This window comes from Nitrospirota bacterium, assembly GCA_016212185.1.
Lineage (GTDB): Bacteria > Nitrospirota > Thermodesulfovibrionia > UBA6902 > DSMQ01 > JACRGX01.
This window is the reverse complement of sequence record JACRGX010000094.1, coordinates 1-23,409: the sequence shown is the minus strand read 5'-3', so window position 1 is coordinate 23,409 and position 23,409 is coordinate 1. Positions and strand designations below refer to the sequence as shown.

General features: G+C 44.8%; 25 protein-coding genes and 1 pseudogene. 14 read left to right on the top strand and 12 right to left on the bottom strand.

What is annotated here, in order from left to right; genetic code table 11:
- From HZA10_11010 to HZA10_10995, 4 genes are all read left to right on the top strand, one after another.
- The coding region (locus tag HZA10_11010) for a tyrosine-type recombinase/integrase (protein MBI5196832.1) at positions 1-174 on the top strand (174 nt) is incomplete at its 5' end.
- Positions 175-178: 4 nt separating this feature from the next.
- Positions 179-1,213, top strand: a complete 1,035-nt coding sequence (gene miaA, locus HZA10_11005; protein MBI5196831.1) for a tRNA (adenosine(37)-N6)-dimethylallyltransferase MiaA — start codon at positions 179-181, stop codon at positions 1,211-1,213.
- A gap of 57 nt (positions 1,214-1,270) precedes the next feature.
- Positions 1,271-1,513, top strand: a complete 243-nt coding sequence (gene hfq, locus HZA10_11000; GenBank protein ID MBI5196830.1) for an RNA chaperone Hfq — start codon at positions 1,271-1,273, stop codon at positions 1,511-1,513.
- 161 nt (positions 1,514-1,674) lie between these two features.
- Positions 1,675-2,076 (top strand): NUDIX hydrolase, encoded by a 402-nt coding sequence (locus tag HZA10_10995; GenBank protein MBI5196829.1) that lies wholly within the window; start codon positions 1,675-1,677, stop codon positions 2,074-2,076.
- Here the strand turns inward: HZA10_10995 and HZA10_10990 are convergent.
- Positions 2,073-2,462 (bottom strand): PaaI family thioesterase, encoded by a 390-nt coding sequence (locus tag HZA10_10990; GenBank protein ID MBI5196828.1) that lies wholly within the window; start codon positions 2,460-2,462, stop codon positions 2,073-2,075. The genes HZA10_10995 and HZA10_10990 overlap by 4 nt on opposite strands.
- 9 nt (positions 2,463-2,471) lie before the next feature.
- Positions 2,472-3,059: a MarC family protein gene (locus HZA10_10985; protein ID MBI5196827.1), complete on the bottom strand. Its 588-nt coding sequence runs from the start codon at positions 3,057-3,059 to the stop codon at positions 2,472-2,474.
- Positions 3,060-3,130: 71 nt separating this feature from the next.
- On the opposite strand from HZA10_10985, the gene HZA10_10980 reads away from it, so the two are divergent.
- Positions 3,131-3,970 carry a TIGR02757 family protein gene (locus HZA10_10980; GenBank protein MBI5196826.1) on the top strand — a complete coding sequence of 280 codons (840 nt, stop codon included), beginning with the start codon at positions 3,131-3,133 and terminating at the stop codon, positions 3,968-3,970.
- A 10-nt stretch (positions 3,971-3,980) separates the two neighbouring features.
- Here the strand turns inward: HZA10_10980 and HZA10_10975 are convergent, their stop codons facing one another.
- Positions 3,981-6,011 carry a glycosyltransferase family 39 protein gene (locus HZA10_10975; protein MBI5196825.1) on the bottom strand — a complete coding sequence of 677 codons (2,031 nt, stop codon included), beginning with the start codon at positions 6,009-6,011 and terminating at the stop codon, positions 3,981-3,983.
- 1,149 nt (positions 6,012-7,160) lie between these two features.
- A pseudogene (locus HZA10_10970) lies at positions 7,161-8,351 on the bottom strand (S8 family serine peptidase).
- 74 nt (positions 8,352-8,425) lie between these two features.
- Between HZA10_10970 and HZA10_10965 the strand changes: the two are divergent.
- Positions 8,426-8,770 carry a PilZ domain-containing protein gene (locus HZA10_10965; protein ID MBI5196824.1) on the top strand — a complete coding sequence of 115 codons (345 nt, stop codon included), beginning with the start codon at positions 8,426-8,428 and terminating at the stop codon, positions 8,768-8,770.
- 1 nt (position 8,771) lies between these two features.
- Here the strand turns inward: HZA10_10965 and typA are convergent, their stop codons facing one another.
- A complete protein-coding gene (gene typA, locus HZA10_10960; protein MBI5196823.1) occupies positions 8,772-10,589 on the bottom strand; it encodes a translational GTPase TypA in 1,818 nt (605 codons plus the stop codon).
- Positions 10,590-10,882: 293 nt separating this feature from the next.
- Here typA and HZA10_10955 point away from each other — a divergent pair, with 293 nt between their 5' ends.
- Entirely contained in the window at positions 10,883-11,239 is a 357-nt protein-coding gene (locus tag HZA10_10955; GenBank protein MBI5196822.1) for an RNA-binding protein, read from the top strand.
- 6 nt (positions 11,240-11,245) lie between these two features.
- The gene (gene rpsU, locus HZA10_10950; GenBank protein ID MBI5196821.1) at positions 11,246-11,440 is read left to right on the top strand and encodes a 30S ribosomal protein S21; all 195 of its coding nucleotides are present in this window, start codon (positions 11,246-11,248) and stop codon (positions 11,438-11,440) included.
- A gap of 46 nt (positions 11,441-11,486) precedes the next feature.
- On the opposite strand, the gene HZA10_10945 is transcribed toward rpsU, so the two are convergent.
- From HZA10_10945 to dusB, 7 genes are all read right to left on the bottom strand, one after another.
- Complete coding sequence (locus HZA10_10945; GenBank protein MBI5196820.1) at positions 11,487-11,873, bottom strand: hypothetical protein; 387 nt, start codon at positions 11,871-11,873, stop codon at positions 11,487-11,489.
- A gap of 106 nt (positions 11,874-11,979) precedes the next feature.
- Positions 11,980-13,299 carry a DEAD/DEAH box helicase gene (locus HZA10_10940; protein MBI5196819.1) on the bottom strand — a complete coding sequence of 440 codons (1,320 nt, stop codon included), beginning with the start codon at positions 13,297-13,299 and terminating at the stop codon, positions 11,980-11,982.
- Positions 13,300-13,316: 17 nt separating this feature from the next.
- Complete coding sequence (locus HZA10_10935; protein ID MBI5196818.1) at positions 13,317-14,081, bottom strand: ABC transporter permease; 765 nt, start codon at positions 14,079-14,081, stop codon at positions 13,317-13,319.
- Positions 14,068-15,054: an ATP-binding cassette domain-containing protein gene (locus tag HZA10_10930; protein MBI5196817.1), complete on the bottom strand. Its 987-nt coding sequence runs from the start codon at positions 15,052-15,054 to the stop codon at positions 14,068-14,070. Before HZA10_10930 ends, HZA10_10935 begins: the two co-directional genes overlap by 14 nt.
- A 78-nt stretch (positions 15,055-15,132) precedes the next feature.
- Positions 15,133-15,573 (bottom strand): CBS domain-containing protein, encoded by a 441-nt coding sequence (locus HZA10_10925; GenBank protein ID MBI5196816.1) that lies wholly within the window; start codon positions 15,571-15,573, stop codon positions 15,133-15,135.
- A 74-nt stretch (positions 15,574-15,647) separates the two neighbouring features.
- Entirely contained in the window at positions 15,648-15,953 is a 306-nt protein-coding gene (locus HZA10_10920; GenBank protein ID MBI5196815.1) for an HNH endonuclease, read from the bottom strand.
- Positions 15,954-16,036: 83 nt separating this feature from the next.
- Positions 16,037-17,026: a tRNA dihydrouridine synthase DusB gene (gene dusB / locus HZA10_10915; protein MBI5196814.1), complete on the bottom strand. Its 990-nt coding sequence runs from the start codon at positions 17,024-17,026 to the stop codon at positions 16,037-16,039.
- A gap of 73 nt (positions 17,027-17,099) precedes the next feature.
- Between dusB and HZA10_10910 the strand changes: the two genes are divergently transcribed.
- The 6 genes from HZA10_10910 to HZA10_10885 all read left to right on the top strand — a co-directional run bounded on the left by HZA10_10910 (position 17,100) and on the right by HZA10_10885 (position 23,271).
- Positions 17,100-18,266, top strand: a complete 1,167-nt coding sequence (locus tag HZA10_10910) for an NAD(P)/FAD-dependent oxidoreductase (GenBank protein ID MBI5196813.1) — start codon at positions 17,100-17,102, stop codon at positions 18,264-18,266.
- 82 nt (positions 18,267-18,348) lie between these two features.
- A complete protein-coding gene (maf, locus tag HZA10_10905; GenBank protein MBI5196812.1) occupies positions 18,349-18,942 on the top strand; it encodes a septum formation protein Maf in 594 nt (197 codons plus the stop codon).
- Positions 18,943-18,992: 50 nt separating this feature from the next.
- Positions 18,993-20,210: an efflux RND transporter periplasmic adaptor subunit gene (locus HZA10_10900; GenBank protein MBI5196811.1), complete on the top strand. Its 1,218-nt coding sequence runs from the start codon at positions 18,993-18,995 to the stop codon at positions 20,208-20,210.
- A 58-nt stretch (positions 20,211-20,268) separates the two neighbouring features.
- Complete coding sequence (locus tag HZA10_10895; GenBank protein MBI5196810.1) at positions 20,269-20,973, top strand: ABC transporter ATP-binding protein; 705 nt, start codon at positions 20,269-20,271, stop codon at positions 20,971-20,973.
- The gene (locus HZA10_10890) at positions 20,948-22,105 is read left to right on the top strand and encodes an ABC transporter permease (protein MBI5196809.1); all 1,158 of its coding nucleotides are present in this window, start codon (positions 20,948-20,950) and stop codon (positions 22,103-22,105) included. The genes HZA10_10895 and HZA10_10890 overlap by 26 nt, the downstream gene beginning before the upstream one ends.
- Entirely contained in the window at positions 22,105-23,271 is a 1,167-nt protein-coding gene (locus HZA10_10885; protein MBI5196808.1) for an ABC transporter permease, read from the top strand. The genes HZA10_10890 and HZA10_10885 overlap by 1 nt, the downstream gene beginning before the upstream one ends.
- The last annotated feature ends 138 nt before the right edge of the window (positions 23,272-23,409 follow it).

Sequence of the window (23,409 nt, the reverse complement as noted above, 5' to 3'; positions counted from 1 at the left end):
ACACATCTATTAATGAGCGGGGTTAATATAAGAGAAGTTCAGGAATTATTAGGTCATAAAAATGTTGAAACAACCATGATTTATACTCATGTAATGAGGGATATGTCAAACGCTCCCAAAAGCCCGCTGGACAGTCTTTATTCAGGCAAGCAGGCGGGAATCCAGAAACTTTAACAGCATGAATAAAGTCATTATCCTCCTCGGTCCGACGGGCGTCGGGAAAACAGCGGTTTCAATCCTGCTTGCAAAGGCTCTTGATACGGAAATAATCAGCGCTGACTCTATGCAGATTTACAAAGGCATGGATATCGGCACTGCCAAGCCTTCTCTGCCTGAGCTTAAGGAAGTGAGGCATCACCTGATAAGCATCCTGTCTTCTTCTGAGCATTTCAGCGCAGGAATGTTCAGGGACAGGGCTGTAAAAATTATTGATGAGCTTCACAGGAGGGGAAAGATCCCAGTTGTTGCCGGAGGCACAGGGCTTTACATAAAAACACTGACAAGGGGGCTTTTTGAAGGTCCGCCTGCAGACTGGCATCTGCGTGAAGAACTCCTTGAAGAGGAAAAACTCTTTGGAAAAAATTACCTTTATGAAAAACTTAAAAGGCTGGATCCTGTATCGGCGGATAAAATCAAACCTCAGGATACAAGGCGGATAATCAGGGCGCTTGAGGTTTCTCTGAAGGGGGAGAAGACTATCTCGGAATTTCAGCATTCTGGCACAACTCCTCAAAATTATGAATTCATCAAGATAGGGCTTTTAAGGGACAGGAAAGAACTTTACGGCATGATTGAGCAAAGGGTAGATAAGATGATGGAAGCAGGGCTTGTGGATGAGGTCAGGGAGATTCTGAAACTGACTGAAGTTGAGAAGATGAGAGGTTCAGCGGATAAGAGAAAGGCAGAAGACAAAAGTTTCATAACTTCTCAACTTCTTAACTTCATACCTTCAGCCCTTTCTTCCATGCAGTCTTTGGGCTATAAGGAAATAAGCCTTTACCTTGACGGCTTGATGTCTTTGGAAGATGCTGTTAAGCTCTTGAAGAAACGCACTAAGATGTATGCTAAAAGGCAGTTCACATGGTTTAAAAAAGAGCCTGATATCCGGTGGATGGATATAACCGGGATTGTGAATGCAGGTGAAATTCTTTTGAAGATTATGAATGAGGTTTCCCCCGTGAGAAAACTCATGCCTGATTCCAAATGGGGTTGAAATTCTAAAAGAATTGCTTTATGTTAAAAACAGCTAAAAAATAAAAAGGAGAGATACATGAGTACAAAGAACCAGAACCTTCAGGACTTATTTCTCAATTTTCTGAGGAAGGAAAATATCCCTGTTGTTATTTTTCTTGTAAACGGCGCAAGACTGAAAGGAACCATAAAGGGATTTGATAATTTTGTCGTAGTATTAAAGCAGGAAACCAAACAGCTTATTTACAAGCATGCCATTTCAACGATAGCCCCTGAAAGGGATATTGATATAAAGTTTGAAGAACCGCAGGAATCTAAATAATTTAATTAACCACAGAGGACACAGAGGAAAAAATTAGCCACAGATTAACACAGATTGACACAGAGAAATAAAAAAATTGTATCAAAAAATTAATCACAGAGGAAAAGATTTGTTTTGAATTCTGCAATGAAATACTCTATGTGTTCTGTGGTATTCCTTTTATGAATGAGACTCCGAGAAATCCGTTTCTTACGGTTGATGCAATCATAGAAATTGAAGACGGCATCATCCTTATTAAGAGAAAGAACCCTCCGCCCGGGTGGGCGATTCCAGGCGGTTTTGTGGATTACGGCGAGACTATTGAAGATGCCGTGATAAGAGAGGCAAAAGAAGAAACAGGGCTTGATGTCAGACTTCTACGGCAGTTTCACACCTATTCAGACCCCAAAAGGGACCCAAGGCATCACACTGTATCAGTAATATTTATAGCAAAGGCTGATGGAAAACCAAAGGCAGGGGATGACGCCAAAGAGGTCGGGATTTTCACCAGGAATTCGCTCCCCGGCGAGCTTGCCTTTGACCACAGGCAGATTCTTGAAGATTATTTCAGCGGGAAATATTAAACTCTGACCAGTTTTCCGGTTGCCTCTGCAATGAGTGTATTGTCCGCTGTTACTGCTTTTGCAGATGCTTCAAGAATCTTTTTTGTATCTTTCAAAATTTCGGCGGTAACTATTATTTTTTCTCCGACTGTCAAAGCCTTCTTAAGGCGGATTTCCATTTGCGCGGTTACGACAGGCATATTCATGGCTATGGCAAGTTTTACCATTGCCTCGTCAAGCAGGGTTGATATTATTCCGCCATGGACGATATTAGTATACCCCTGATGCTCTTTTGAGCCGGTAAATTCTGTTTTAATGGTATTACCGTCAAAGGAAAAATCCAGTTTCAGCCCGATAGGATTTTTATGCCCGCATACAAAGCAGTAACCGTCGTCTGTGAGTTCCATTTTTATTATTTATTTAATAAGATTTTCTATGCCGAGCCTAATCATCATCACTGCGATTGAGGCCAGGAGAATTGCCATTACCTTTGAAATTGCAACGATGCCGTTTTTGCCGATTATTCTGGTTATTACCGCTGCTTTTACAAATGAAAACCACACTATAAGAAGGTTTAGGATAAGGGATATTACTGTCGGTATGATGCCATAGTGGTCAATAAGCACCAGAAGGGTTGTAAGCACCGCAGGCCCCACAATCAGAGGCACCCCTATAGGCACTACGCCGACTGCATCTTCTACCTTTCTCCGTTCTCCGCCGAATCGTAACAGGTCCAGCACGGCTATGACCAGAAGGACAAGTCCGCCTGCTATCTTGAAGTCATCAACGGTGATTCCTAAAATCCTGAAGACGACCTCTCCGACCGCAACAAAGGCGATGCTTACTATAAGCGCTGTAACTATTGAATGCCTGGTGATTGTTTTTTTCTCAGTGTCTCCGAGTTCTCCGGTAACTGAGATGAATATCGGAAGGACGGCAAAGATATCTATTGCGACAAAAATAGGGATAAAGGTTATGGGCAAAACCTGTAAAATGTCAGACATGGTTTAATTATAATGCTCTTTGCAGAATCAGTCAAAGGAATTTGCACTGAGCATGTGGTAATATGACTTATATGACCTATGACACAAAAAATTTAAAACATATCCTTGATAAATTCTACAGGGAATATGATTTTAAAAAGAGACTTTTGCAAGACCCCGTAGAATTCCCTTACCAATATAAAAACAGCCGTGATGTTGAGGCGTCAGGCTTTATAGCCTCTGCTTTTGCATACGGGAAGGTTGATTTGTTCAAGCCCGTGATAAAAAAGATTCTCGGCGCTATGGGCAAAAACCCCTCTGATTTCCTGCTTAACTTTAAAGTAAAAAAAGAGGGGCGTCTGTTTTCAGACATAAAATACAGGTTTAACGAGAGAGATGATATTATATGCCTGCTCTATATCATGAGCATGCAGTTTAAAAAATATGGCTCAATTGAAAAGGCCTTCATGCGGTTTTATAAAAAAAATGATACAGATACGGGGAAGGGGCTTGCGGGTTTTATCGGGGATATCCTCAGCATTGATACCTCAGGGGTCTATGGCAGGAATATCCACCCTTCAGGACTTCTTCAATTTTTCCCGTCGCCCTTAAAAGGCAGTGCATGCAAAAGGGCAAATCTTTTTTTAAGGTGGATGGTCAGAGACAGGGACATAGATTTCGGAATATGGAGGGGGATTCAAAAGAACAGGCTCATCATCCCTCTTGATACCCACATTGCAAAAATTTCAAAGTGCCTTGGATTTACACAGCGCGCAGCGCCTGACTGGAAGACGGCGGTTGAGATAACGGAGTCGCTTAAAATATTTGACCCCGAGGACCCGCTTAAGTATGATTTCGCATTATGCCATCACGGAATATCAGGATTATGCAGCTCGGAGAATTGCAGAAAATGCGTTCTTATGCAGCAGTAATAACTTATAACTAATAACTTTCTGTACCGCTGGGGGGTAAGCCTTTAAACCCATAGCACTTAAAAATACTGTATTCCCTTAGCACCTTATCATTTCGCTTTGCGATGAACTCCTGTCTTTCAAATGAATTAAAAGTCCCTTTGAGTCCGGCAGGTAAGTCGTATGCGCCTATTTTTACAAATATTGCATTTTTACCTGTAAGCTTATCAAATCCGCCCCAGATGTCATACTGATTCATCCTTCTTCCGAGGTTTACGCAGTATGTTCTTGGCCTGCCCGGCGTGTAAAAAGCAAGTTCGCTTGTGACCTGGTAGCTATCAGAGAATACGAAGACATCTCCTCTCAAAGAAAGGTCGTTATAAATCTTCCCTGTCTCCTGTCCCAGTTCTTTCCATCCCTTGAGCCTTGACGTGGGGTCTTTCTTAGACGGCAGATTGAGAATATCAGTGTAATGTGAGATTAAAGTGACACTGAAAGCCATAGTTACAGCAAGGATTAAAAAAATCTTTGTACCTTTCTTAATTGTATCCCTGTTAAGAAAAAAAAGTGAGAATGCTATGAATGCTGTCAAATATGCAGGCGTTGCCCAGTTTGCCTCAACCTTTGCCTGAATGCTTTTAAGGATGAAAAATCCCAAAATAGGAGCCCAGAAACAGAATAAAAACAGTGAACGGTGAACAGTGAACAGTGAACGGGATTTGTAAGCCTTCAATGCACCGTAAATCACAGCGGCAAACAGCAAGGGCGTCAACACGCCTGCCTGAGAGCCTAAGAATTCAAAGAAACTTTTGAAAGAAATTTTTATCTCCTCTGAAATGTGTGCCTGCCCTGCCGTATGTTTTAATGTAACCCAGTTCTGCCCTGCATTCCAAATAATTACGGGGCTGAATACAGTGAGGCTTATTGCAAGGGCGATATAAGGCTCTTTCTCTTTAAGCCAATGGCGTTGTTCTTTTGAAAAGACGATGAATAAAAATGCACAGGCATAGAAAAACGCCATGGTATATTTTGTTAATAAGCCGAGACCGATAGTTATGCCGAGTAGAAGCCAGTATTTGGGGTTTGGGGTTTGAGGGTATTTTTGCAGATTATTTACTAATCCCGAATCCCTAACACCTGTGCCCTGTTGTATTGCTTTCCAGAATAAATACAATGCCAGCGCCCAGAAAAACACAAATGGAGAATCAATGGTCATCAATACCCCATATGCTGCAAAAAGCGGAGTCGTATGAATAAGCAGTCCTGCCGTAACAGCAGGCAATTCATTGCCGGACATCTCTTTTGTGAGTTTATAGACAATGACAGAGGTTAATGCAAGAAACACAGGCGCAAAAAACCTCACTGCAAAAACCGAGCTGCCCATCAGCCCTGTTGTGAGCGCCATAAGATAGGCCATCATCGGGCCTTTTGAATAATAACTAAGGTCCAGCCTTCTGCTCCAGTCCCAGTAATGCGCCTCGTCAGGGCTGAGGTCAAGGAGGCCCGTATTTATATAAAAAAAGCGCAGAATCGTCAGCGCTACGGTTGTCAGGATAAAAAGGGTTTTTAATCTGTCTGTCTCAATATTTTTTTTTGCCCATTTGTAACCTGTCAGGACCGCAAGAGAGGCTAATGTCCCAATCAATGCTCCAAAAATTACATCAGACGGGTAATGAACGCCGACATATACTCTTGAAAATGCAATCAGGGCTGAAATAAAAAAAAGACTGAGATTTAGAAATTTAACATTCTTAATTTCTTCTTTTTTAAAAAAATATGTAAGCGCACCTGCAAGCGCAAAGGCATTTGATGCGTGATTTGACGGAAAGGAAAAAGATTCACTGCAGCCGACAAGAAGGTTTACTCCATCAATCGCATGACAGGGTCTGAGTCTTTCAAAAAGGGTTTTTAATATGCTTGAAGTTCCGTCGCTTAAGCCGGCGCTGACTGCGCATATAAGCAGGACAAAAAGAGTGTCTTTGATTTTGACTCTGCGTGATATTATAAAAAACAGGATAAACGGCGCAAAAAACAGAAAAGGCATGGCGGTTATAAAAGGCATTATTAAATCAAAAAAAGAGTTCTTCAGTTCTTGATTTATAAGTAAAAATAAAGATGTATCCATTGGATAATATTAAACGGAGCAGGTTTTAAAGTAAAGTGCGCCTGACTTTTGAAATTATATATTCATCTTAATTTTCCGTAATATGACTATTGCTGTGGTATTAAACATGATAAATACAGCTAAAGACCAGTAAGGATAAATTATAAACATAATCATTGGCGCCAATAGAATCTGTGCAATTGTTTTCAGATTTTTATTATTTTTTATAACCTCTGCAATCGGCGGTGAGTATTTATAATAAATTCCGACAAATTTCCTGCCGAAATAATTAGTTAAAAGACGGCTGTCCCTGAATTCCCTTAACGCCGTGACATAAGGATGTAGAGGGCTTCCATATGCTGCTGTTGCAATAAAGCACCCGCCGCCGCCACCGCCGCCACCGCTGTCGCTGCCGGCAGAACCGCTGCTTCTTGCAGGAGAGTAGTTTAATGCATTAAGCGCATTAACTCTTCCGCCTGTGTACAGCCTGCCTGAGAGAGATGCTTTGGTGTCAACCGAGTTTAAAATCTTATTTTTAATCTCTGTATTTGTAAGCTCTGGATTCCGCGCTTTTATAAGCGCTGCAAGCCCGGCAACATGAGGGGTAGCCATAGAGGTGCCATCAAGAAATTTGTATTCTGTCCCGCTGGCGCATATAACTACAATACTGTCTAAATATACTCCGTCATTATTATTTAAGGAATCGGATGTCAGCCGGAACTTTATATAAACTGTTCCCTGATTGTCATAATTTGATAAATCTTCCGTAAGTTCTTCAAAAGTACCATTTGTGTTTGTATATGTGTTTAAAATTGTATAAGTTGTCCCGTCGGTTGATGCCTCCACATAAAGGAAATCAACGTTGGTTTCAAGGACAGTCTTTAAATAATATGTTAACTTGCAGCCCGTTTTGCCCGTAAGATTAATTTCAGGAGACTTTGCCCATGAATTTGTATTTGCTGAGTAATTTGCTCCGGGGCTGTCTGTAAAGCTGTAAGAAGAGCTCTTTGAAAATTCAGTAGTAACATCCCATGTATTGCTTGTGCCGCCTGTTGTCCAGCCGGTGATATTTCCATCATCAAAATAATCAGCCCATATTGTTTGCCATGAGGAAGCAGTGCTGTAGATATTTACACCCGGCGCTGCCACATCAACGGCTGCCGCCCCGTAATTGGAAAAAGAGGCAAGGGTGTCACCCTGGTCTGTTGCAGCTACAGAGATGATATTGCCGGAGGAATAGCTGGCCGGATAGACGGGTACTGTATCATTATTCCTTCCGTCATTTCCTGCTGCTGCAACAAAAAGCCCGCCGCCGGCAATAAATGCATCTATTGCATTCTTTTCACTCTGGCTGAACCCCTCTCCGCCATAGCTGGCATTTATTATCCGGGCTCCTTTTTGTGTGGCGTATTCAATAGCTGCTATTTCATTAGTTACGTTTCCGTCCCCTAATGCATCAAGGAATCTTAATGGCATAATCTTTGCTGTCCAGTTTATACCTGTAACCCCTGATGAATTGTTGCCGACAGCGGCTATTGTCCCTGCAACATGCGTACCATGTCCATAATAATCCATAGGGTCATTGTCATCGTCAACAAAATTCCACCCTCTTATATCATCAACCTTTCCATTGCTGTCGTTATCAGCGCTGTCAGAGATTTCACCAGGGTTTAGCCAGATATTTGCAGAAAGGTCAGTATGATTGTAATCAACGCCTGTATCTAAAACAGCAATAACAACACTACTGGAGCCTGTGGTAATATCCCATGCTTCGGGCATATCCATATCTGCATCAGATGTGCCTGGATCGCCATTAACTGTTTGTCCTGTGTTGTTTAAACCCCAGAGCTTGCTGAAATGCGTATCGTTTGGCGTATTAATGAGTATATGTCTGCAATAATTTGGCTCGGCATACTCTACATTTGGATCTGAAACAAGTCTTCCTATGACTTCTTCAACTTTAAGACTGGGGTCGGTTATTATCAGGTGATAGGCGTCAATTAATGGGAAATGGCGCTTTACTGAAGATGTTGCACCTGTCCTTGCAAGTGTTTTGCTTATATCAGAGGCAGTGCGGATTCCAGCGCTGTGCTTGAATTTTACAAGCACCTCGCCTTCAACATACTCCGCAGCTGCCGCAAGACAGGGAATTAAAAAAAGCGCCAAAAAAATTATAAGTGCAAAAATATTTATTTTTTTCATTTCTGATTTATGGCTGAAAATAACATAAGGATTAAGGAGTGTCAAAGATTTTTTGAGAGTCTCTCTGCAAAAAAAATAATTTTTTAATGTTGACATTTGCCGCACAATGTGATAAAAAAACTTAAGGTATTACTTAACTTTTTTAGCGATGAATATTATATAATAAATACATGGAAAGACGAGCCTATGAAAGAATACCGCTTCCTTCAAGAGTTCAGGTAAAATTTCTGCTTGGCAATATGATTTATCCCGGGGTTGTGACCAATATTTCAGAATCCGGTATGTTCATAGGCACAAAGCTGTCTTTCCCTGTCGGGACGGAAATTGACATTGCGGTTATCCTTCCTTCGGAAGAAGTCTTAAAAATTCCCGTCAAGGTCAGAAGGACCATAAAATCTGATGCATTTTATGAATATGAATATCACGACAGCAACGGCATGGGGGTAGAGCTTATGACTATACCTCACAGTTATCAGCAATTTGTAAGCGAACTCAGGAATACTTATTATTGTTAATTTAGTCCTGCTGTCCCGGTTTCTGCCTCAGCCTTTTGCCTGCCTCAAGGATTTTTTTCCTTATTCTTATTGACTGGGGAGCGACCTCAACCAGTTCATCTTCCTTAATAAATTCTATGTACTGTTCCAGACTGAGCATCCGGGGCGGTATTAAATGCAGCGCTTCATCTGCGTTTGAGGAGCGCATGTTTGTCTGTTTCTTTTCCTTTATCACATTGACGTCCAGATCGTTTTCCCTTGAGTTTTCACCGATGACCATTCCTTCATAGACAGGTGTGTTTTCTTTTATAAAGAGTATTCCCCTCGGCTGAAGGTGGAACAGCGCGTATGTGGTTGATTTGCCCTGCCGGTCCGCAACAAGCGCGCCGGTCTGCCTTTTGGAAATGATTCCATGCCACGGCTCATACCCGTCAAACAGGTGATTAAGCAGTCCGGTGCCCCTGGTGTCTGTCAAAAACTGCGTCCTGAATCCAATCAGTCCTCTGGAGGGAATCCTGAACTCAAGCCGCACCCTTCCGTGCCCGTTGTTCTGCATTTTTTGCATCCTGCCTTTTCTCATCCCTGTCTGCTGGGTTACCACTCCCACGAATTCTTCAGGCACGTCAATAACGAGGAGTTCCATGGGTTCGTACAGGACGCCGTTAATGGTCTTTGTTATTGTTTCAGGCATTGATACCGAAAGCTCATAGCCTTCGCGCCTCATCATCTCTATAAGGATTGCAAGCTGCAGCTCGCCGCGTCCCATTACCTTAAATGAATCCGTATCGGTAAAATCCACCTTTATGGAAACATTGTAAAGAAGCTCTTTTTCAAGCCGGTCCCTCAGATTCCTTGACGTTACATACCGTCCTTCCTTCCCTGAAAACGGAGAAGTATTGACTGAAAAAACCATTGAAATGGTCGGCTCATCAACGGTTATCCTCGGCAGGGGCATCGGTTTCTCTATATCTGTAACCGTGTCTCCTATATTTATCCCCCCAATACCTGCAAGACAGACAATGTCGCCGGCAGAGGCCTCCTTTACCTCATTCCGTTCAAGCCCCTTAAAGGTATAAATGGAGGTAATCTTTGTTGTTACGGCATTTGTATCGCTGTTTATCACGGCTACGGAATCACCTATCTTTATAGTCCCTGAAAATATCCTGCCGATGGCAAGCCGGCCCACATAATCATTGTAATCAATGTTTGTAACAAGCAATTGGAGTGTGTCATCCTTATTGCCCTGAGGAGCAGGGATTGTTTTAAGGATGAGGTTAAATAAAGGTCTTAAGTCGTCGGCTTCATCGTCAACGTTAAGTTTTGATATGCCTTTTTTGGCATTTGTGTAAACAATCGGGAACTCAAGCTGTTCTTCAGTTGCATCAATATCAATGAACAGGTCATAGACCTCGTTTATTACCTCCTTAATCCTTGCGTCAGGCCTGTCAATTTTATTAATGACAAGTATTGGAGGCAGTTTAAGCTCAAGCGCCTTTCTGAGGACAAATCTTGTCTGCGGCAGAGGGCCCTCGGAGGCGTCAACCAGCAGCAGCACGCCGTCCACCATCTTCATGGTCCGTTCAACCTCACCGCCGAAATCGGCGTGTCCGGGAGTGTCAACAATGTTTATCTTTACCCCGTTATAGTCAACGGCAGTATTTTTTGCCATTATGGTAATTCCTCTTTCCTGCTCCAGGTCTATATTATCCATGACCCTTTCCTGCACCTTTTCATTGGCGCGAAAAATCCCTGCCTGCCTTAACATCCAGTCAACAAGGGTCGTCTTGCCATGGTCCACATGGGCTATGATCGCAATATTCCTTAAATCTTCCCGTTTCATAAGACCTCGCTTTTATATAGAAAAAGTATAGTCCGTTGCTGTCTGCCACATAATTCTGGCAACTTCTTTAATAATTGAAGTGCTGACCGGGGCTGATTAGCTGCGGCTTTTATTATTCTAAACTATTTGTTTGGAAAATGCCACAGCCGCAGCGGTGCAATTGATTTGTTTACAAATCCATATTTATAAGCTATACTTATCGTCAAACTTTTAGAGTTTTAGAAACCTCAGAGACTTTGAAAGCCCTGAGGTTTTTTATTCAACAGTTTTGAAAAAACAAAAGGAGACGGCATATGGGAAAAAAGCTTTACGTAGGCAACATTTCATTCAAGGCGACGGAGGAGGATGTCAGGGAACTCTTTGCAAGGATCGGAGAAGTGGAATCTGTAAAAATAATAACTGATGCACAGACCGGAAATCCCAAAGGGTTTGGTTTTGTTGAAATGGCGTCAGAAGCAGACGCCGGTAAAGCAATTGCCGAATTGAACGGCACAATGTTCATGGAAAGAGCTGTTTCTGTTGCCGAGGCAAGACCGCAGCAGCCGAGGGAAAGACGCAGTTTCGGAGGAGGAGGCGGAGGTAGAGGTGGTTTTGGAGGAGGGAAAGGCGGTTTCGGCAGTAAAAGAGGACAGGGAAGGGGACGGAGATAAACTGATTTGGATATAAAGGTCTTTGGAAATGATATTGAAAAAGCGCTGAAATTACTTAAACGCCAGATTCAGAAGGACGGATTGTTTAAGGAGGTCAAGCAGAGAAGTTTTTATGAAAAACCTTCAGTAAAGGAAAAAAGAAAACGCAGAGAGGCCTTGAAAAAGAGACAGAAGGCGCAGAGATTTAAAAGAAACGCATAGTTTCAGGATTAAGCCATATATCTATGGAAAAAGGCAGTAATTTGTTTCAAGCCCTTTTTTTATTGAAGGTTATACTTACTTCATAGGCAATGTTTGCATGATCAGATTTCAGATCAGCAATTTTTCCGCTGCAGACAAGGGTTCCCCTTTTCAGCTTCTGATGTTTTTTAACCATCTCCGTAATAACAGACGTTAAATCAAAGCCCCCGTTGGTACAGCCGCTTATCATGCAAGCCATGTTGAAATAAGCATGAGTGCCGGGCAGGATATTGAGAGTGCGCACCATAAGTACTGGATTCAATCCTTTTCTGAAGTACGTCATTTGTATAACAATGCCTGAAACCCCCGGAAAGCGCTCAGAAACCAGCCCTGAGGCGATTCGCTGCTGTTTTACCAGATCCATCTTTGCAGTGTAATTTTTTCTTTGAGTCATGTTTTCATTTAAAAATAAAATCCCCCTGAATGTTGGGGGGCAACTTTAATTATAACATATTCAGGGGTAAATAATCTAAGGAGGCTTAAAACCGGTAGAAAACCGCCTAAGAACGTTCCGGCTGATGCCTTGGAGGCTGTTTTTTCACGGGGCGTAGACGGGACTGCCCTGTACCCTGCGAAAGACTGCCTGTTCGTGACGTCTTTCCTTTCATCTGCGGTTCCCGTGATTTTTTCCCGTGTAAACCCCTTCCCCCGGCATGCCACGGCGCTTTACGGTACCCTGTGACAATCATTTCATCCGTCACCGGTAGGACTGGGATCTTCAGCCTTATGTAATCTTCAATGTCCGGAAGGGAATGTACATACTCCTCACAGGCGAGGCTTATGGCCTTGCCTGCGGCGCCTGCCCTTGCAGTCCTGCCTATCCGGTGCACATAATCTTCCGGGTCCTGAGGCAGGTCGTAGTTGATTACATGAGTTACGCCGTCAATATGCAATCCCCGGCTTGCCACATCTGTGGCTACAAGGATTGGCAATGTGCCGTTTTTGAAACAGGAGAGGACCTTAAGCCGTTTCCTCTGGTCCAGGTCGCCTGTGATGGATGAAGTTGCGAACTCATTGGCGTTCAGAAGGTTATCTATCCGCTCAACAGCCGCCCTGGTGTTACAGAAAACAAGGTAACGGCCGTCAGGCTCGCGTTTGAGAATTCCAAGGAGCAATCCTATTTTCTCCTCTGCGCTGACATGATAAAGCCCCTGTTCAATTTGTTCAACAGTCACTTTCTCAGGCGTCAGTGAGAACCGCACAGGCATATTCATATGTTCATAGCAGAGTTCAAGCACGCGGTTGGAAAGTGTGGCTGAGAAAAGCATGGACTGCCGCTTATCGTAGGGAGACATCCTTCTGAGCAGGAATCTGAGGTCGCTGATAAAGCCCATGTCAAAAAGCCTGTCAGCCTCATCAATGACGAGAAACTGAGTCTTTTTAAGGCTGTAGACACGCTGTTTGAGATAATCAATGAGTCGGCCCGGCGTGCCGATAAGCACATCAACGCCCTTTGCGATTGCCTCACGCTGCTTAAGGTAGTCAAGGCCGCCAAAGACAGGGAGGATACTGAAACCTGTGTGGCTGCCGAGCAGCTTTGCCTCAGCGGCTATCTGCACCACGAGTTCCCGTGTCGGCGCAATGATGAGCACGCGCGGTGAAGGCCCCCGTCCCGGCGAAGGACTTGCAAGCATGCGCGAAAATACCGCAATCAAAAAGGCGGCGGTCTTGCCGGTGCCTGTTTGGGCCTGCGCCGCGATATCCTTACCCTGCAAAGCCTCGGGCAGGGTCTGCGCCTGAACCGGTGTGCATTTGGTAAACCCCGCATCTTTGATTCCCTCAAGGATTTTGTCCGGAATATGCAGTTCTTCAAATCGCATTTTAAATAATATACATCTTACTTTGTTTTTTTTCTTTCAAACATAAGGCCCGCTATGATAACAAATGCGGTTGAGCTGATTATCAGTATGCTTAAATCAGCCGGAAGCGGAAAATCAAATATCCCGGCGTTCGGGAATATGGCATGTTTCAGCGCATCTATGCCGTATGTCAACGGGTTCAGTTTTGATATGAACTTCAATATCTCAGGGAGATTTTTTACAGGATACATGGCGCCTGAGAGGAAGAACATCGGCATCACGATAAAATTCATGATAGCGCTGAAACTCTCCATGCTCTCAAGAAATGATGCAATAATAATGCCCAGCGCCGAAATGGAAAATGCAAGGAGGAAAGAGACTGCAATAGCGTATGGGACGGAAAGCAGGCTCAATTTGATGCCGAGAAACGGGAAAAGCATCAGTATAACCGCCGCCTGAATTACGGAAATAATCGTTCCGCTCAAGGACTTTCCGACAACTATTGAAAGCCTTGATACAGGCGCAACAAGTATTGCCTTCATCAGTCCGAATTCCTTGTCCCATATGATGGATATGGAAGAGAATATTGCGCTGAATAAAATAGTCATGCCGAGTATTCCGGGGAATATAAACTGCATGTAGGACAGGCCCATGCTGGGCGAGACAAGCCTGGACATTCCACCGCCCACAAGAAACAGCCAGATAAGGGGCCGTGCAAAAGTGGAGATAAGCCGCCCCTTCTCCCTGATAAACTTTCTGAAATCTCTTGCAATCAGAACATAAACGGCATTAACCTCTATCATGCCTTCTCCGGTAGGACCGCACCGCTTCTTTTATCGTATCTTCCGGCGACCCGTTCTGCTCCCTTATCTGCCGGCCGGTTATTTTAAGAAATACATCATTCAGCGCAGGTCTCTGCAGCCTTACTGAGAGCACCTTTTCCCCGACGGCTTTTATAATTTCGGGAATGCAGGCGTCACCCCTCAGTGCCGTCAGGAACAATTCATTGTCTTTTTCAGAGACCTCCATGCTGAACAATTTTTCTATCTCGGTTTTTACCTTTGCATTATCCGAGGTCCTGATATAAATGACATCACCCCCGACCGTTTTTTTAAGTTCTTCAGGCGTTCCTGCCGCAATAATCTTTCCGTTATCAATTATGGCTATATTATTGCAGACCTCAGCCTCGTCCATGTAATGCGTGGTCATGAAAACGGTCACGTTATGTTTTTGGGGAAGCTCAACGATGAATTCCCACAGATGCGCCCTGGTCTGCGGGTCCAGACCGAGAGTCGGCTCATCAAGGAATAAGACCTTGGGCCTGTGAATCATTCCCCGCGCAACCTCAAGCCTTCTTTTCATGCCGCCGGAATATTTTTTTACAAGGTCGTCTTTTCTTTCAAATAAACCGACAAAATTCAGCGCATCATTAATGCGCTCTTTTATTGCGCTCCTCTTTACATCATAAAGGCAGGCATGAAACATAAGGTTTTCATATGCGGTCAAATCCTTGTCAAGCGTGGTGTCCTGAAAGACAATTCCGATATTTTTTCTTACCTCTGACGGTTCTTTCAGACAGTCATAGCCTGCGATATATGTCTTTCCCGATGTCGGCGCAAGCAGGGTGCAGAGTATATTGATGGTGGTTGTCTTTCCTGCGCCGTTAGGTCCTAGAAAACCAAAGATCGTACCTTCAGCCACTTCAAAAGAGATATTATCTACAGCGGTCAGATTGCCGAATTGCTTTGAAAGATGTTCAACTTTAATTATAGGCATGATAAAAGTTTAACAAATTAAGGGCAGTATATTTTACCTTTAGAAGTTAATAGGCCGGTTTATTCGCATGGCAATATATTATCCGCTGCCTGTAATATAGTTTTGAAGATTGCTTATGGTTATTTTCTGTTCGTCAATAATCGTATTGGCCATATCGCCTATAGTCACAAGACCTATCAGTACATTATCCTCATACACTGGCATATGGCGGCAGTGCGCGGCTGCAAACAGCGCAAGACATTCCTCTACGGATTTATCTGAGGTTATAGAATACATCGCATCTTTTTTTGTCATTAATTCCTTAACAAGTGTTTCTTTTGAAGCCTTTCCTTTCAGAATTACCTTCCGCGCGTAATCCCGTTCGGTAAATATGCCGGCTATCTGTCCGCTCTCAATAACAATAAGGGCGCCTATGTCCTTTTCAGCCATTAGTTCAAGCGCCCTGTATACCGTTTCATTAAGGCTGATGGACCAGATATTGCGGCCCTTTTTCTTTAAAACGTCTTTGACTTTTAACATAATTGGAGCCCTCCTAACAGCTCAGATTTGTAATTATATCGCAATTGCCTTGAAAATCAACAGCGATGAATCCTTTAATCAATCTCTGCCTTCTTCAGCCGCTGCAGGTATTCATCCCATTCAACAGGGATGGAGTGTTTTTTCTTGTTGTTGCACTCCTTACAAGCAGTGACCACGTTATTCTTTGTTGATTTTCCCCCCCGTATTATAGGCACGATATGGTCCATAGTCAACTCACGGGGCGGCGCTTCACTGCCGCAATAATGACACTTTCCACTGGAGCATTTCCGCTTCCACCACTGAGTTTTCCTGAGGTCCCGCGCCTTCTGCTTTTCTCTGCTGATCTCCTGATCAGTGACTGTTGAAATAAAATAATCCATCTATCTGCCGGCCTTAGTCCAGTGTACTTTAAAAAAGCTCAAAAGTTCAATGAGCGAGAGAGCATAAAGGCAAGAGCGCCAAATCAGAGCGGAGCCGGCACATGACATTTGTCCTGCAAAAGCTGTAATTCACATATTAATCTAAGCATATCATCATAACTGCAGGACCGGAAGGCCCTGCTTCTTAATTGTTTTACTGACATCCCCCTTACATACCATGCAAATAATTTCCTGAAAAGCAATATGCCTGTCTTCTCCCCGTGGAATGCAGTATTTAAGGCAAGATGCTTTTTCATGATTTGCGCTATTTCATGAATATCAGGGCAGGGAGGCGCCTCTCCGCTTTTCAGGTACTCCGCCGTCTCACTGAATATCCATGGATTGCCTAACGCCCCCCTTGCAACGGCAACCCCGTCACACCCTGTCTCATTGAATAATTTTCCGACAAGCGCCGGAGTCAGCCCGTCCCCGCTTGCAACCACGGGTATTTTCAGGGACTCTTTTACTTTCCTTATAATGTTGTAATCAACTGTTCCGCTGTAACCCTGCGTCTTGGTCCTGCCGTGAATAAAAAGCCCGCTAACGCCGGCATCCTGAGCACGAAGCGCTATTTCAACCGCATTGACTGATGTTTCATCCCATCCGGAGCGTATCTTTACTGTAACAGGCAGGACTGTATGCCTGATGATTTCTCTCAGGAGCTTTTGCAGTTTCACAGGCTCCCTTAGCAGTCCGGCCCCTTTTCCGCCTGATGCTACTTTGTCTACAGGACATGCGGCATTCAAATCTATCAGGTCAAAGTTATATCCCGATATAATATCCAGCGCGCCTTTAATGATTTCAGGGTTGTCTCCGAGTATCTGTACGCCTAAGGGCCTGTCATCAGGGGTTGCGGAAAGCATTCTCAGCGTATTTTTGTTTTTATGACTCAGCGCTGAGGCGCTTATCATCTCTGTGAATGCGAGCCCGCAGCCAAACTGCCTGTTAATCAGGCGGAACGGCAGGTCGGTTATCCCTGCCATAGGGGCCAGGACCAAAGGAGATGCAAATGTCAGACGCCCGATTGAAAGCATATTTATTTATTATATATTATTTTTGTGCAGGCATTTTTTTGACAGTTTGTATTGGTATAATACCGGACAGAATATGAAAAAAGATGTCGTCATTATCGGCGCCGGCGCGGCAGGCCTTATGTGCGCGCTTACAGCGGGCCGGCGCAGGAGGTCGGTGCTGGTGCTTGAACACATGGAGAAAATTGCGAACAAGGTGCGCGTCTCAGGAGGCGGACGATGCAATTTCACCAATCTTAATGCCTCAAGCAATAATTATATCTCCAGGAATCCAAGCTTTTGCAAATCTGCGCTGGCGCGTTTTACGCCCTATGATTTTATCGGCATGATAGAAAAGCACGGTGTTGGATATTATGAGAAAGAGGACGGACAGCTTTTTTGCAAGCGGAGTTCAGGGGAGATCATTGATTTACTGTATAAGGAGTGTTCACAGGCAGGGGTTGAGATTCAGCCGGGCTGCCGCATTGAATCCATAAAGAAAAAAAACCGTTTTATTATTGCGGCAAACCATGGTGCGGTAGAATCGCAGTCGCTGGTCGTTGCCGCCGGCGGGTTATCCTACCCCAAACTCGGAGCGACTGAAAGAGGCTATGGCATTGCAAGGCAGTTTGGCTTAAATGTGACTCCTTTGAGGCCTGCGCTCGTACCTCTCGTTTTTGAAAAAAAGGAGATGAATGACTTCTGCGGATTAAGCGGAGTTTCCCTGAATACGATAGTCAGCTGCGGGAAAGTCAGTTTTGACGGCAATATTCTCTTCACCCACAGGGGTCTAAGCGGTCCGGCAATTCTCCAGATTTCACTATACTGGGAAGCAGGGATGCCCATTACCATTAACCTGATGCCCGGGACGGATGTGCATGCGCTGTTCACGGCAAAACGCCAAAGCAGAATGAAGATTGAAAACCTTCTCTCAGAATACCTTCCCATGAGCTTTGCAAAAAAATGGTGCGAACTCTTCATCCGGTCAAAACCTGTTAATCAATATTCGGAAAAAGAACTCAGGGAAATTGCATACAAGCTTCAAAACTGGCAGATAATCCCGCATGGGACAGAGGGATATGAAAAAGCAGAGGTGACTTTAGGCGGGGTTGATACGGATGAGCTTTCATCAAGAACAATGGAGGCAAAAAAGGCGCCGGGACTATATTTTATCGGTGAGGTCGTTGATGTTACCGGACAACTCGGGGGATTCAACCTTCAATGGGCGTGGTCCTCAGGATATGCGGCAGGACAGTATGCGTAGAAGAATAGCTAAAAAAAGGGTTCAAGGGGTTAAAGATTCAAGTAAAAATTATCAATTATCAATTAACAATTATCATTTAAATATGAAAAAAATTATACTCGCATCAACATCTCCGAGGAGAAAAGAGATGCTTAAAATGATCGGCTTGAAATTTAAAGTTGATGCAAACGGTCATGAAGAGAAGAGGAGGCATGGTCTGAGTCCGCGGACCCTTGCGCGTTTACTGTCGCGGGAGAAAGCCAAATCCGCTGCCGTCAGGCATAAAAATGCGCTCATTATTGCGGCAGATACATTTATTGTTTTTAAAGGAAAATTGTTCGGCAAGCCGCATAAAAAAGAAGAGGCGCTCAGGATGCTGTTGACACTGAACGGAAAGGCGCATACGGTAATCACTGGGTTTACGATTATTGACACTGCCGGCGGAAAAATAATATCAAGGTCCGCAAAGACAAAAGTCTGGTTTAAGAAACTCACTGCGGACGAGATAAAATCCTACGTAAAATCAGGAGAGCCGCTTGACAAGGCAGGAGGCTATGCAGTTCAGGGCAGGGGCGCTTTCCTTATTAAAAAGATAGAGGGCGATTTTTTAAATGTTGTGGGACTGCCCCTGCGCATGCTCATAAAGAGCCTGAGAGAATTTGGTGTGTGTACTTTGAATTCTTATGGTATCATTTAAAGGTATGTGGTTTGGTGTTAACAATCAGTTAAAATCAGGGGCATGATTGTATGGCAGAAGAAGACCTTTCAAAATTAAAGATAGACAAATCAGGGGTTATTATCGGCAGGCCGCAAAGCAGAAAAAAATATTATCTTGCCGCGGCAGCCGCATGCATTATATTTTTAGTAATACTTTATAAACAAGGCATCATCTCGCCTGCCGTTGAGGTGGAAGTATCCAATGTTACGCAGGTCTATCCATCCCAGACATTTACCTTGTTAAACGCCAGCGGCTATGTGGTTGCACAGCGAAAGGCTGCAGTGGCGTCCAAAATCACCGGCCGCCTCATATCAATATCAGTTGAGGAAGGGAACAGGGTTAAAAAAGGAGATGTGATCGCCAGGCTTGAAAATGAAGATGCCGCCGCGGCAAAGGAGCAGGCTGAGGCAAATCTGAAATCATCGGCTGCAGGCCTTGAGCAGGCAAAGGCCGAACTTCAGGAGGCCGGATTGAATTTCAGCCGGAACAAAGACCTTTTTGAAAAGGGGCTTGTTTCAAAACGCGAGTATGACGCCGCAGATGCGCGTTACAAAAAAGCAGGCGCCGCAACTGCGGGCGCAGAGGCGGCGGTCAAGGCTAGCGTTGCGGCGCTTCGCTCTGCTGATGTGTCTTTGGGATATACCTTCATGCGTGCGCCGTTTGATGCGGTGGTGCTAACTAAAAACGCCGATGTGGGGGATATCGTTACTCCGCTCGGGGCCGCGGCAAATGCAAAGGCGTCGGTTGTCACCATTGCCGATATGAACTCCCTGCAGGTGGAAGTTGATGTCTCTGAATCAAATCTTGAAAAGGTTAAATTAGGAAAGCCCTGCGAGATACTTCTGGATGCATTCCCGGAATCACGATTCAGGGGGGAGGTGCACATGATTGTGCCGACTGCTGACCGTGCCAAGGCAACAGTCATGATAAAGGTAAAATTTCTGGACAAAGACAACCGCATCCTGCCTGAAATGAGCGCAAAGGTTGCATTCCTGCAAAGACAGGCGCGTCCTGAAGAGATGAAGCCGCTGACTGCTGTTAAGCCTGAATCCATAACAACCCGCGGCAGCAAAAAAACAGTCTTTCTCGTCAAAGAGAACCGGATTATTGAAGCGCCGGTAACCACCGGCGTGCAGATTGGAGACATGACGGAAATTACAAACGGGCTGACGGCAGGGGACAGAATCGTAAGCAAGCCGTCTGAGAGGTTGAAAAACGGCACAAGGATAAAGATTGCTGAAAAGTAAAGATTCTTCGCTGTGCCTGTCGGCAGACAGGCGCAGCGAAGAATAGTATGTGCTATCTATGGAAATCAAACCGCCTATTGTAGAAATAAAAAATCTGTACAAATCTTACCGCCGGGGGAATCAGATTCTCCCTGTTCTTCAGGATATTAATCTTGATATTGCAGACGGGGAATTTCTGGCATTGATGGGTCCTTCGGGCTCAGGCAAAAGCACGCTGTTAAATCTTATAGCCGGTATTGATAAAGCTGACAGGGGAGGCGTCACTGTAGGCGGTGTTGATATAACGAGACTCTCAGAAACAGAGCTTGCAGAGTGGCGCAGTACCAATATAGGTTTCATCTTCCAGTTCTACAATCTTATCCCTGTACTTACTGCCTTTGAAAATGTTGAGCTGCCGCTGCTGCTTACAGGTCTTACAAAAAAGCAGAGGGCAGAACATGCTGAGGCAGCGCTTCATCTCGTCAGCCTTTCAGACAGGCTTGAGCATTATCCGGGACAGCTCTCAGGCGGGCAGCAACAGCGCGTTGCCATAGCCCGCGCTATTGTTACAGACCCGCTGATACTTGTTGCCGATGAGCCTACGGGCGATCTGGACCGGGTCTCTGCCAAAGAAATTCTGGGCCTAATGGAACGCCTTGTGCACGAGCTCGGCAAGACAATTATTATGGTGACCCATGACCCGCGCGCCGCTGAAAAGGCGCATACCATAAGGAATCTTGATAAGGGTGTTTTAAACAATGCAGATAATAAAACTAATTTTTAAAAATTCCTTCCGGCACAAACTGCGCACTTTTCTTACCATACTCGGCATCACCATTGCAATACTTTCCTTCGGCCTTTTAAGGACTGTGATAAGTGCATGGTATGCCGGCGTCAACGCATCTTCCGCCAGCCGTCTTGTGACGAGGAATGCCATATCCCTTGTATTTCCCCTGCCCATCTCATACAAGGACAAGATTCGTCAGATTCCGGGCGTAAAGACAGTCTCCTACGGCAACTGGTTCGGCGGCGTCTACATTGATGAAAAAAACTTTTTCCCGAACTTTGCAATTGACCCGGAAACCTATCTTGAATTATATCCTGAGATTGTAATACCTCCTGACCAGCAGGCTGCTTTTATCCGGGACCGCAGGGGATTTGTCGCAGGCAGTAAGCTGGCGGCAAAATACGGGTGGAAAATCGGCGATGCCATAACACTAAGAGGCACGATTTTCCCGGGCGAATGGGAATTTGTGCTGAGGGCGATATATAAGGGCAGAGACAAAACAGTTGATGAAACCCAATTCTTCTTCAGATGGGATTACCTCAATGAAAGGCTTCAGAAAACCACTTCTAACCGGGCATGGCAGGCCGGTTTTTACATGATAGGCGTTACCAACCCTGACATAGCCGCTGATGTTGCCGCTGGTGTTGACAAAACGTTCAAAAACTCGCTTGCCGAAACGCTTACAGAAACAGAAAAGGCATTTCAAATGAGCTTTCTCTCAATGAGCGAGGCAATTGTCATAGCTATTGAACTGGTTTCGCTTGTGGTGATTATAATAATACTTGCCGTTGTGGCTAATACGATGGCAATGACTGCACGTGAGCGGTTCGTTGAATACGCGGTATTTAAGACCTTAGGTTTTGGCAAATGGCATATTACGGGATTGATATTAGGCGAATCATTGTTTATTACTATGACAGGATGCGCCCTGGGTATTGTCCTTACCTTTCCGGCGGCAAAGATATTCGGGAACGAAATGAGCACTTTTTTCCCTGTATTTAATGTGACAATAGAAACAGTCTATCTTGATGCAGCAGCCGCTGTTATGGTCGGCGCTGTATCTGCAATTATCCCTGCGTGGCGCGCAGTAAATATCCGCATAGCCGATGGGCTGAGGAGCATAGGGTAATGAAAATACCTTTTTCATACAGCATGAGGAACCTCTGGACCCGCAGGCTCACAACAATACTTACGGCCTCGGGCATGGCGCTTGTGGTATTTGTCTTTGCCTCTATTTTAATGCTCGCTGAGGGGCTTCAAAAGACTCTCGTTCAAAGCGGTTCATTTGATAATGTAGTGGTAACCCGCAAGGCATCTTCATCAGAGGTGCAAAGCGGAATTGAACGCCAGCCTGCGTCAATAGTTGAAACCCTGTCTGAATCTGCTTTGGGAACTGACGGCAGGCCCATGCTGGCAAAGGAAATAGTAGTGCTTATAAATCTGCTTAAGCGCGGGACCAGCAAACCCGCTCAGGTGGTTATCCGGGGAATCGGCGGGCATTCATTACCTTTGCGTCCGCAGGTGAAACTCGCGGAGGGGCGCATGCCCCGGCCCGGCTCGTCTGAGATAATCACCGGTCAGAGCATAGCTAAAAGATTTAAAGGGGGCGGCATCGGCGAAACCCTCCGCTTTGCTATGCGCGACTGGACCGTAGTGGGCGTATTTGACGCCGGCAATACGAGTTTTGCCTCTGAAATCTGGGGCGATGCGGACCAGATGATGCCTGCATTCCGCAGACCTGTTTATTCATCAATAATCTTTAAGCTCCGCGACCCGTCCGGGTTTGAAAAGGTCAGGGCGCGCATTGAAGACGACCCACGGCTTACACTTGAAGTCAGGAGGGAAACCAGATATTACGCAGACCAGTCCGAGATGATGGCAAAGTTCCTCCGCATACTCGGGATGTCTCTGACTGCGATATTTTCCCTCGGCGCCATAATAGGGGCGATGATTACCATGTATGCTGCAGTGGCAAACCGTACAGGCGAAATCGGCACCCTGCGCTCCATGGGTTTTCAGCGGAAAAATATCCTTGTTGCATTTCTCATGGAATCACTGCTCCTCGGGTTTATCGGAGGCTGTGCCGGATTGTTCTGCGCCTCGTTTCTCCAGTTGTTTACCATTTCCACCATAAACTTCCAGACTTTTTCCGAGCTTGCCTTCAGTTTTACGCTTTCGTTCGGCATCGTCTGCAAGGCTATTGCCTTCTCTCTGATAATGGGGATTTCCGGCGGAGCGCTGCCGGCCTTCAGAGCGGCGCGCCTGAATATCGTGGATGCACTCAGGACAGTATAAAACACCCGCTATTTTCCTCTTGACAAAACATTTAACTAATGGTAGTTTAAAAATAGAATTTTAGAAGTTTTTGCGTTCCAAAGGGCCACAAAGACTTTTGACTTTGTGGCCCTATTTTGTTAAGGCCTTCTGAGATTT

Excerpts from the sequence above, each read along its gene's own strand:
- miaA (MBI5196831.1), top strand. The coding sequence starts at position 179 with ATGAATAAAGTCATTATCCTCCTCGGTCCGACGGGCGTCGGGAAAACA.
- hfq (MBI5196830.1), top strand. The coding sequence starts at position 1,271 with ATGAGTACAAAGAACCAGAACCTTCAGGACTTATTTCTCAATTTTCTG.
- HZA10_10995 (MBI5196829.1), top strand. The coding sequence starts at position 1,675 with ATGAATGAGACTCCGAGAAATCCGTTTCTTACGGTTGATGCAATCATA.
- HZA10_10990 (MBI5196828.1), bottom strand. The coding sequence starts at position 2,462 with ATGGAACTCACAGACGACGGTTACTGCTTTGTATGCGGGCATAAAAAT.
- HZA10_10985 (MBI5196827.1), bottom strand. The coding sequence starts at position 3,059 with ATGTCTGACATTTTACAGGTTTTGCCCATAACCTTTATCCCTATTTTT.
- HZA10_10980 (MBI5196826.1), top strand. The coding sequence starts at position 3,131 with ATGACCTATGACACAAAAAATTTAAAACATATCCTTGATAAATTCTAC.
- HZA10_10975 (MBI5196825.1), bottom strand. The coding sequence starts at position 6,011 with ATGCCTTTTATAACCGCCATGCCTTTTCTGTTTTTTGCGCCGTTTATC.
- HZA10_10965 (MBI5196824.1), top strand. The coding sequence starts at position 8,426 with ATGGAAAGACGAGCCTATGAAAGAATACCGCTTCCTTCAAGAGTTCAG.
- typA (MBI5196823.1), bottom strand. The coding sequence starts at position 10,589 with ATGAAACGGGAAGATTTAAGGAATATTGCGATCATAGCCCATGTGGAC.
- HZA10_10955 (MBI5196822.1), top strand. The coding sequence starts at position 10,883 with ATGGGAAAAAAGCTTTACGTAGGCAACATTTCATTCAAGGCGACGGAG.
- HZA10_10945 (MBI5196820.1), bottom strand. The coding sequence starts at position 11,873 with ATGACTCAAAGAAAAAATTACACTGCAAAGATGGATCTGGTAAAACAG.
- HZA10_10940 (MBI5196819.1), bottom strand. The coding sequence starts at position 13,299 with ATGCGATTTGAAGAACTGCATATTCCGGACAAAATCCTTGAGGGAATC.
- HZA10_10935 (MBI5196818.1), bottom strand. The coding sequence starts at position 14,081 with ATGATAGAGGTTAATGCCGTTTATGTTCTGATTGCAAGAGATTTCAGA.
- HZA10_10930 (MBI5196817.1), bottom strand. The coding sequence starts at position 15,054 with ATGCCTATAATTAAAGTTGAACATCTTTCAAAGCAATTCGGCAATCTG.
- HZA10_10925 (MBI5196816.1), bottom strand. The coding sequence starts at position 15,573 with ATGTTAAAAGTCAAAGACGTTTTAAAGAAAAAGGGCCGCAATATCTGG.
- HZA10_10920 (MBI5196815.1), bottom strand. The coding sequence starts at position 15,953 with ATGGATTATTTTATTTCAACAGTCACTGATCAGGAGATCAGCAGAGAA.
- dusB (MBI5196814.1), bottom strand. The coding sequence starts at position 17,026 with ATGCTTTCAATCGGGCGTCTGACATTTGCATCTCCTTTGGTCCTGGCC.
- HZA10_10910 (MBI5196813.1), top strand. The coding sequence starts at position 17,100 with ATGAAAAAAGATGTCGTCATTATCGGCGCCGGCGCGGCAGGCCTTATG.
- maf (MBI5196812.1), top strand. The coding sequence starts at position 18,349 with ATGAAAAAAATTATACTCGCATCAACATCTCCGAGGAGAAAAGAGATG.
- HZA10_10900 (MBI5196811.1), top strand. The coding sequence starts at position 18,993 with ATGGCAGAAGAAGACCTTTCAAAATTAAAGATAGACAAATCAGGGGTT.
- HZA10_10895 (MBI5196810.1), top strand. The coding sequence starts at position 20,269 with ATGGAAATCAAACCGCCTATTGTAGAAATAAAAAATCTGTACAAATCT.
- HZA10_10890 (MBI5196809.1), top strand. The coding sequence starts at position 20,948 with ATGCAGATAATAAAACTAATTTTTAAAAATTCCTTCCGGCACAAACTG.
- HZA10_10885 (MBI5196808.1), top strand. The coding sequence starts at position 22,105 with ATGAAAATACCTTTTTCATACAGCATGAGGAACCTCTGGACCCGCAGG.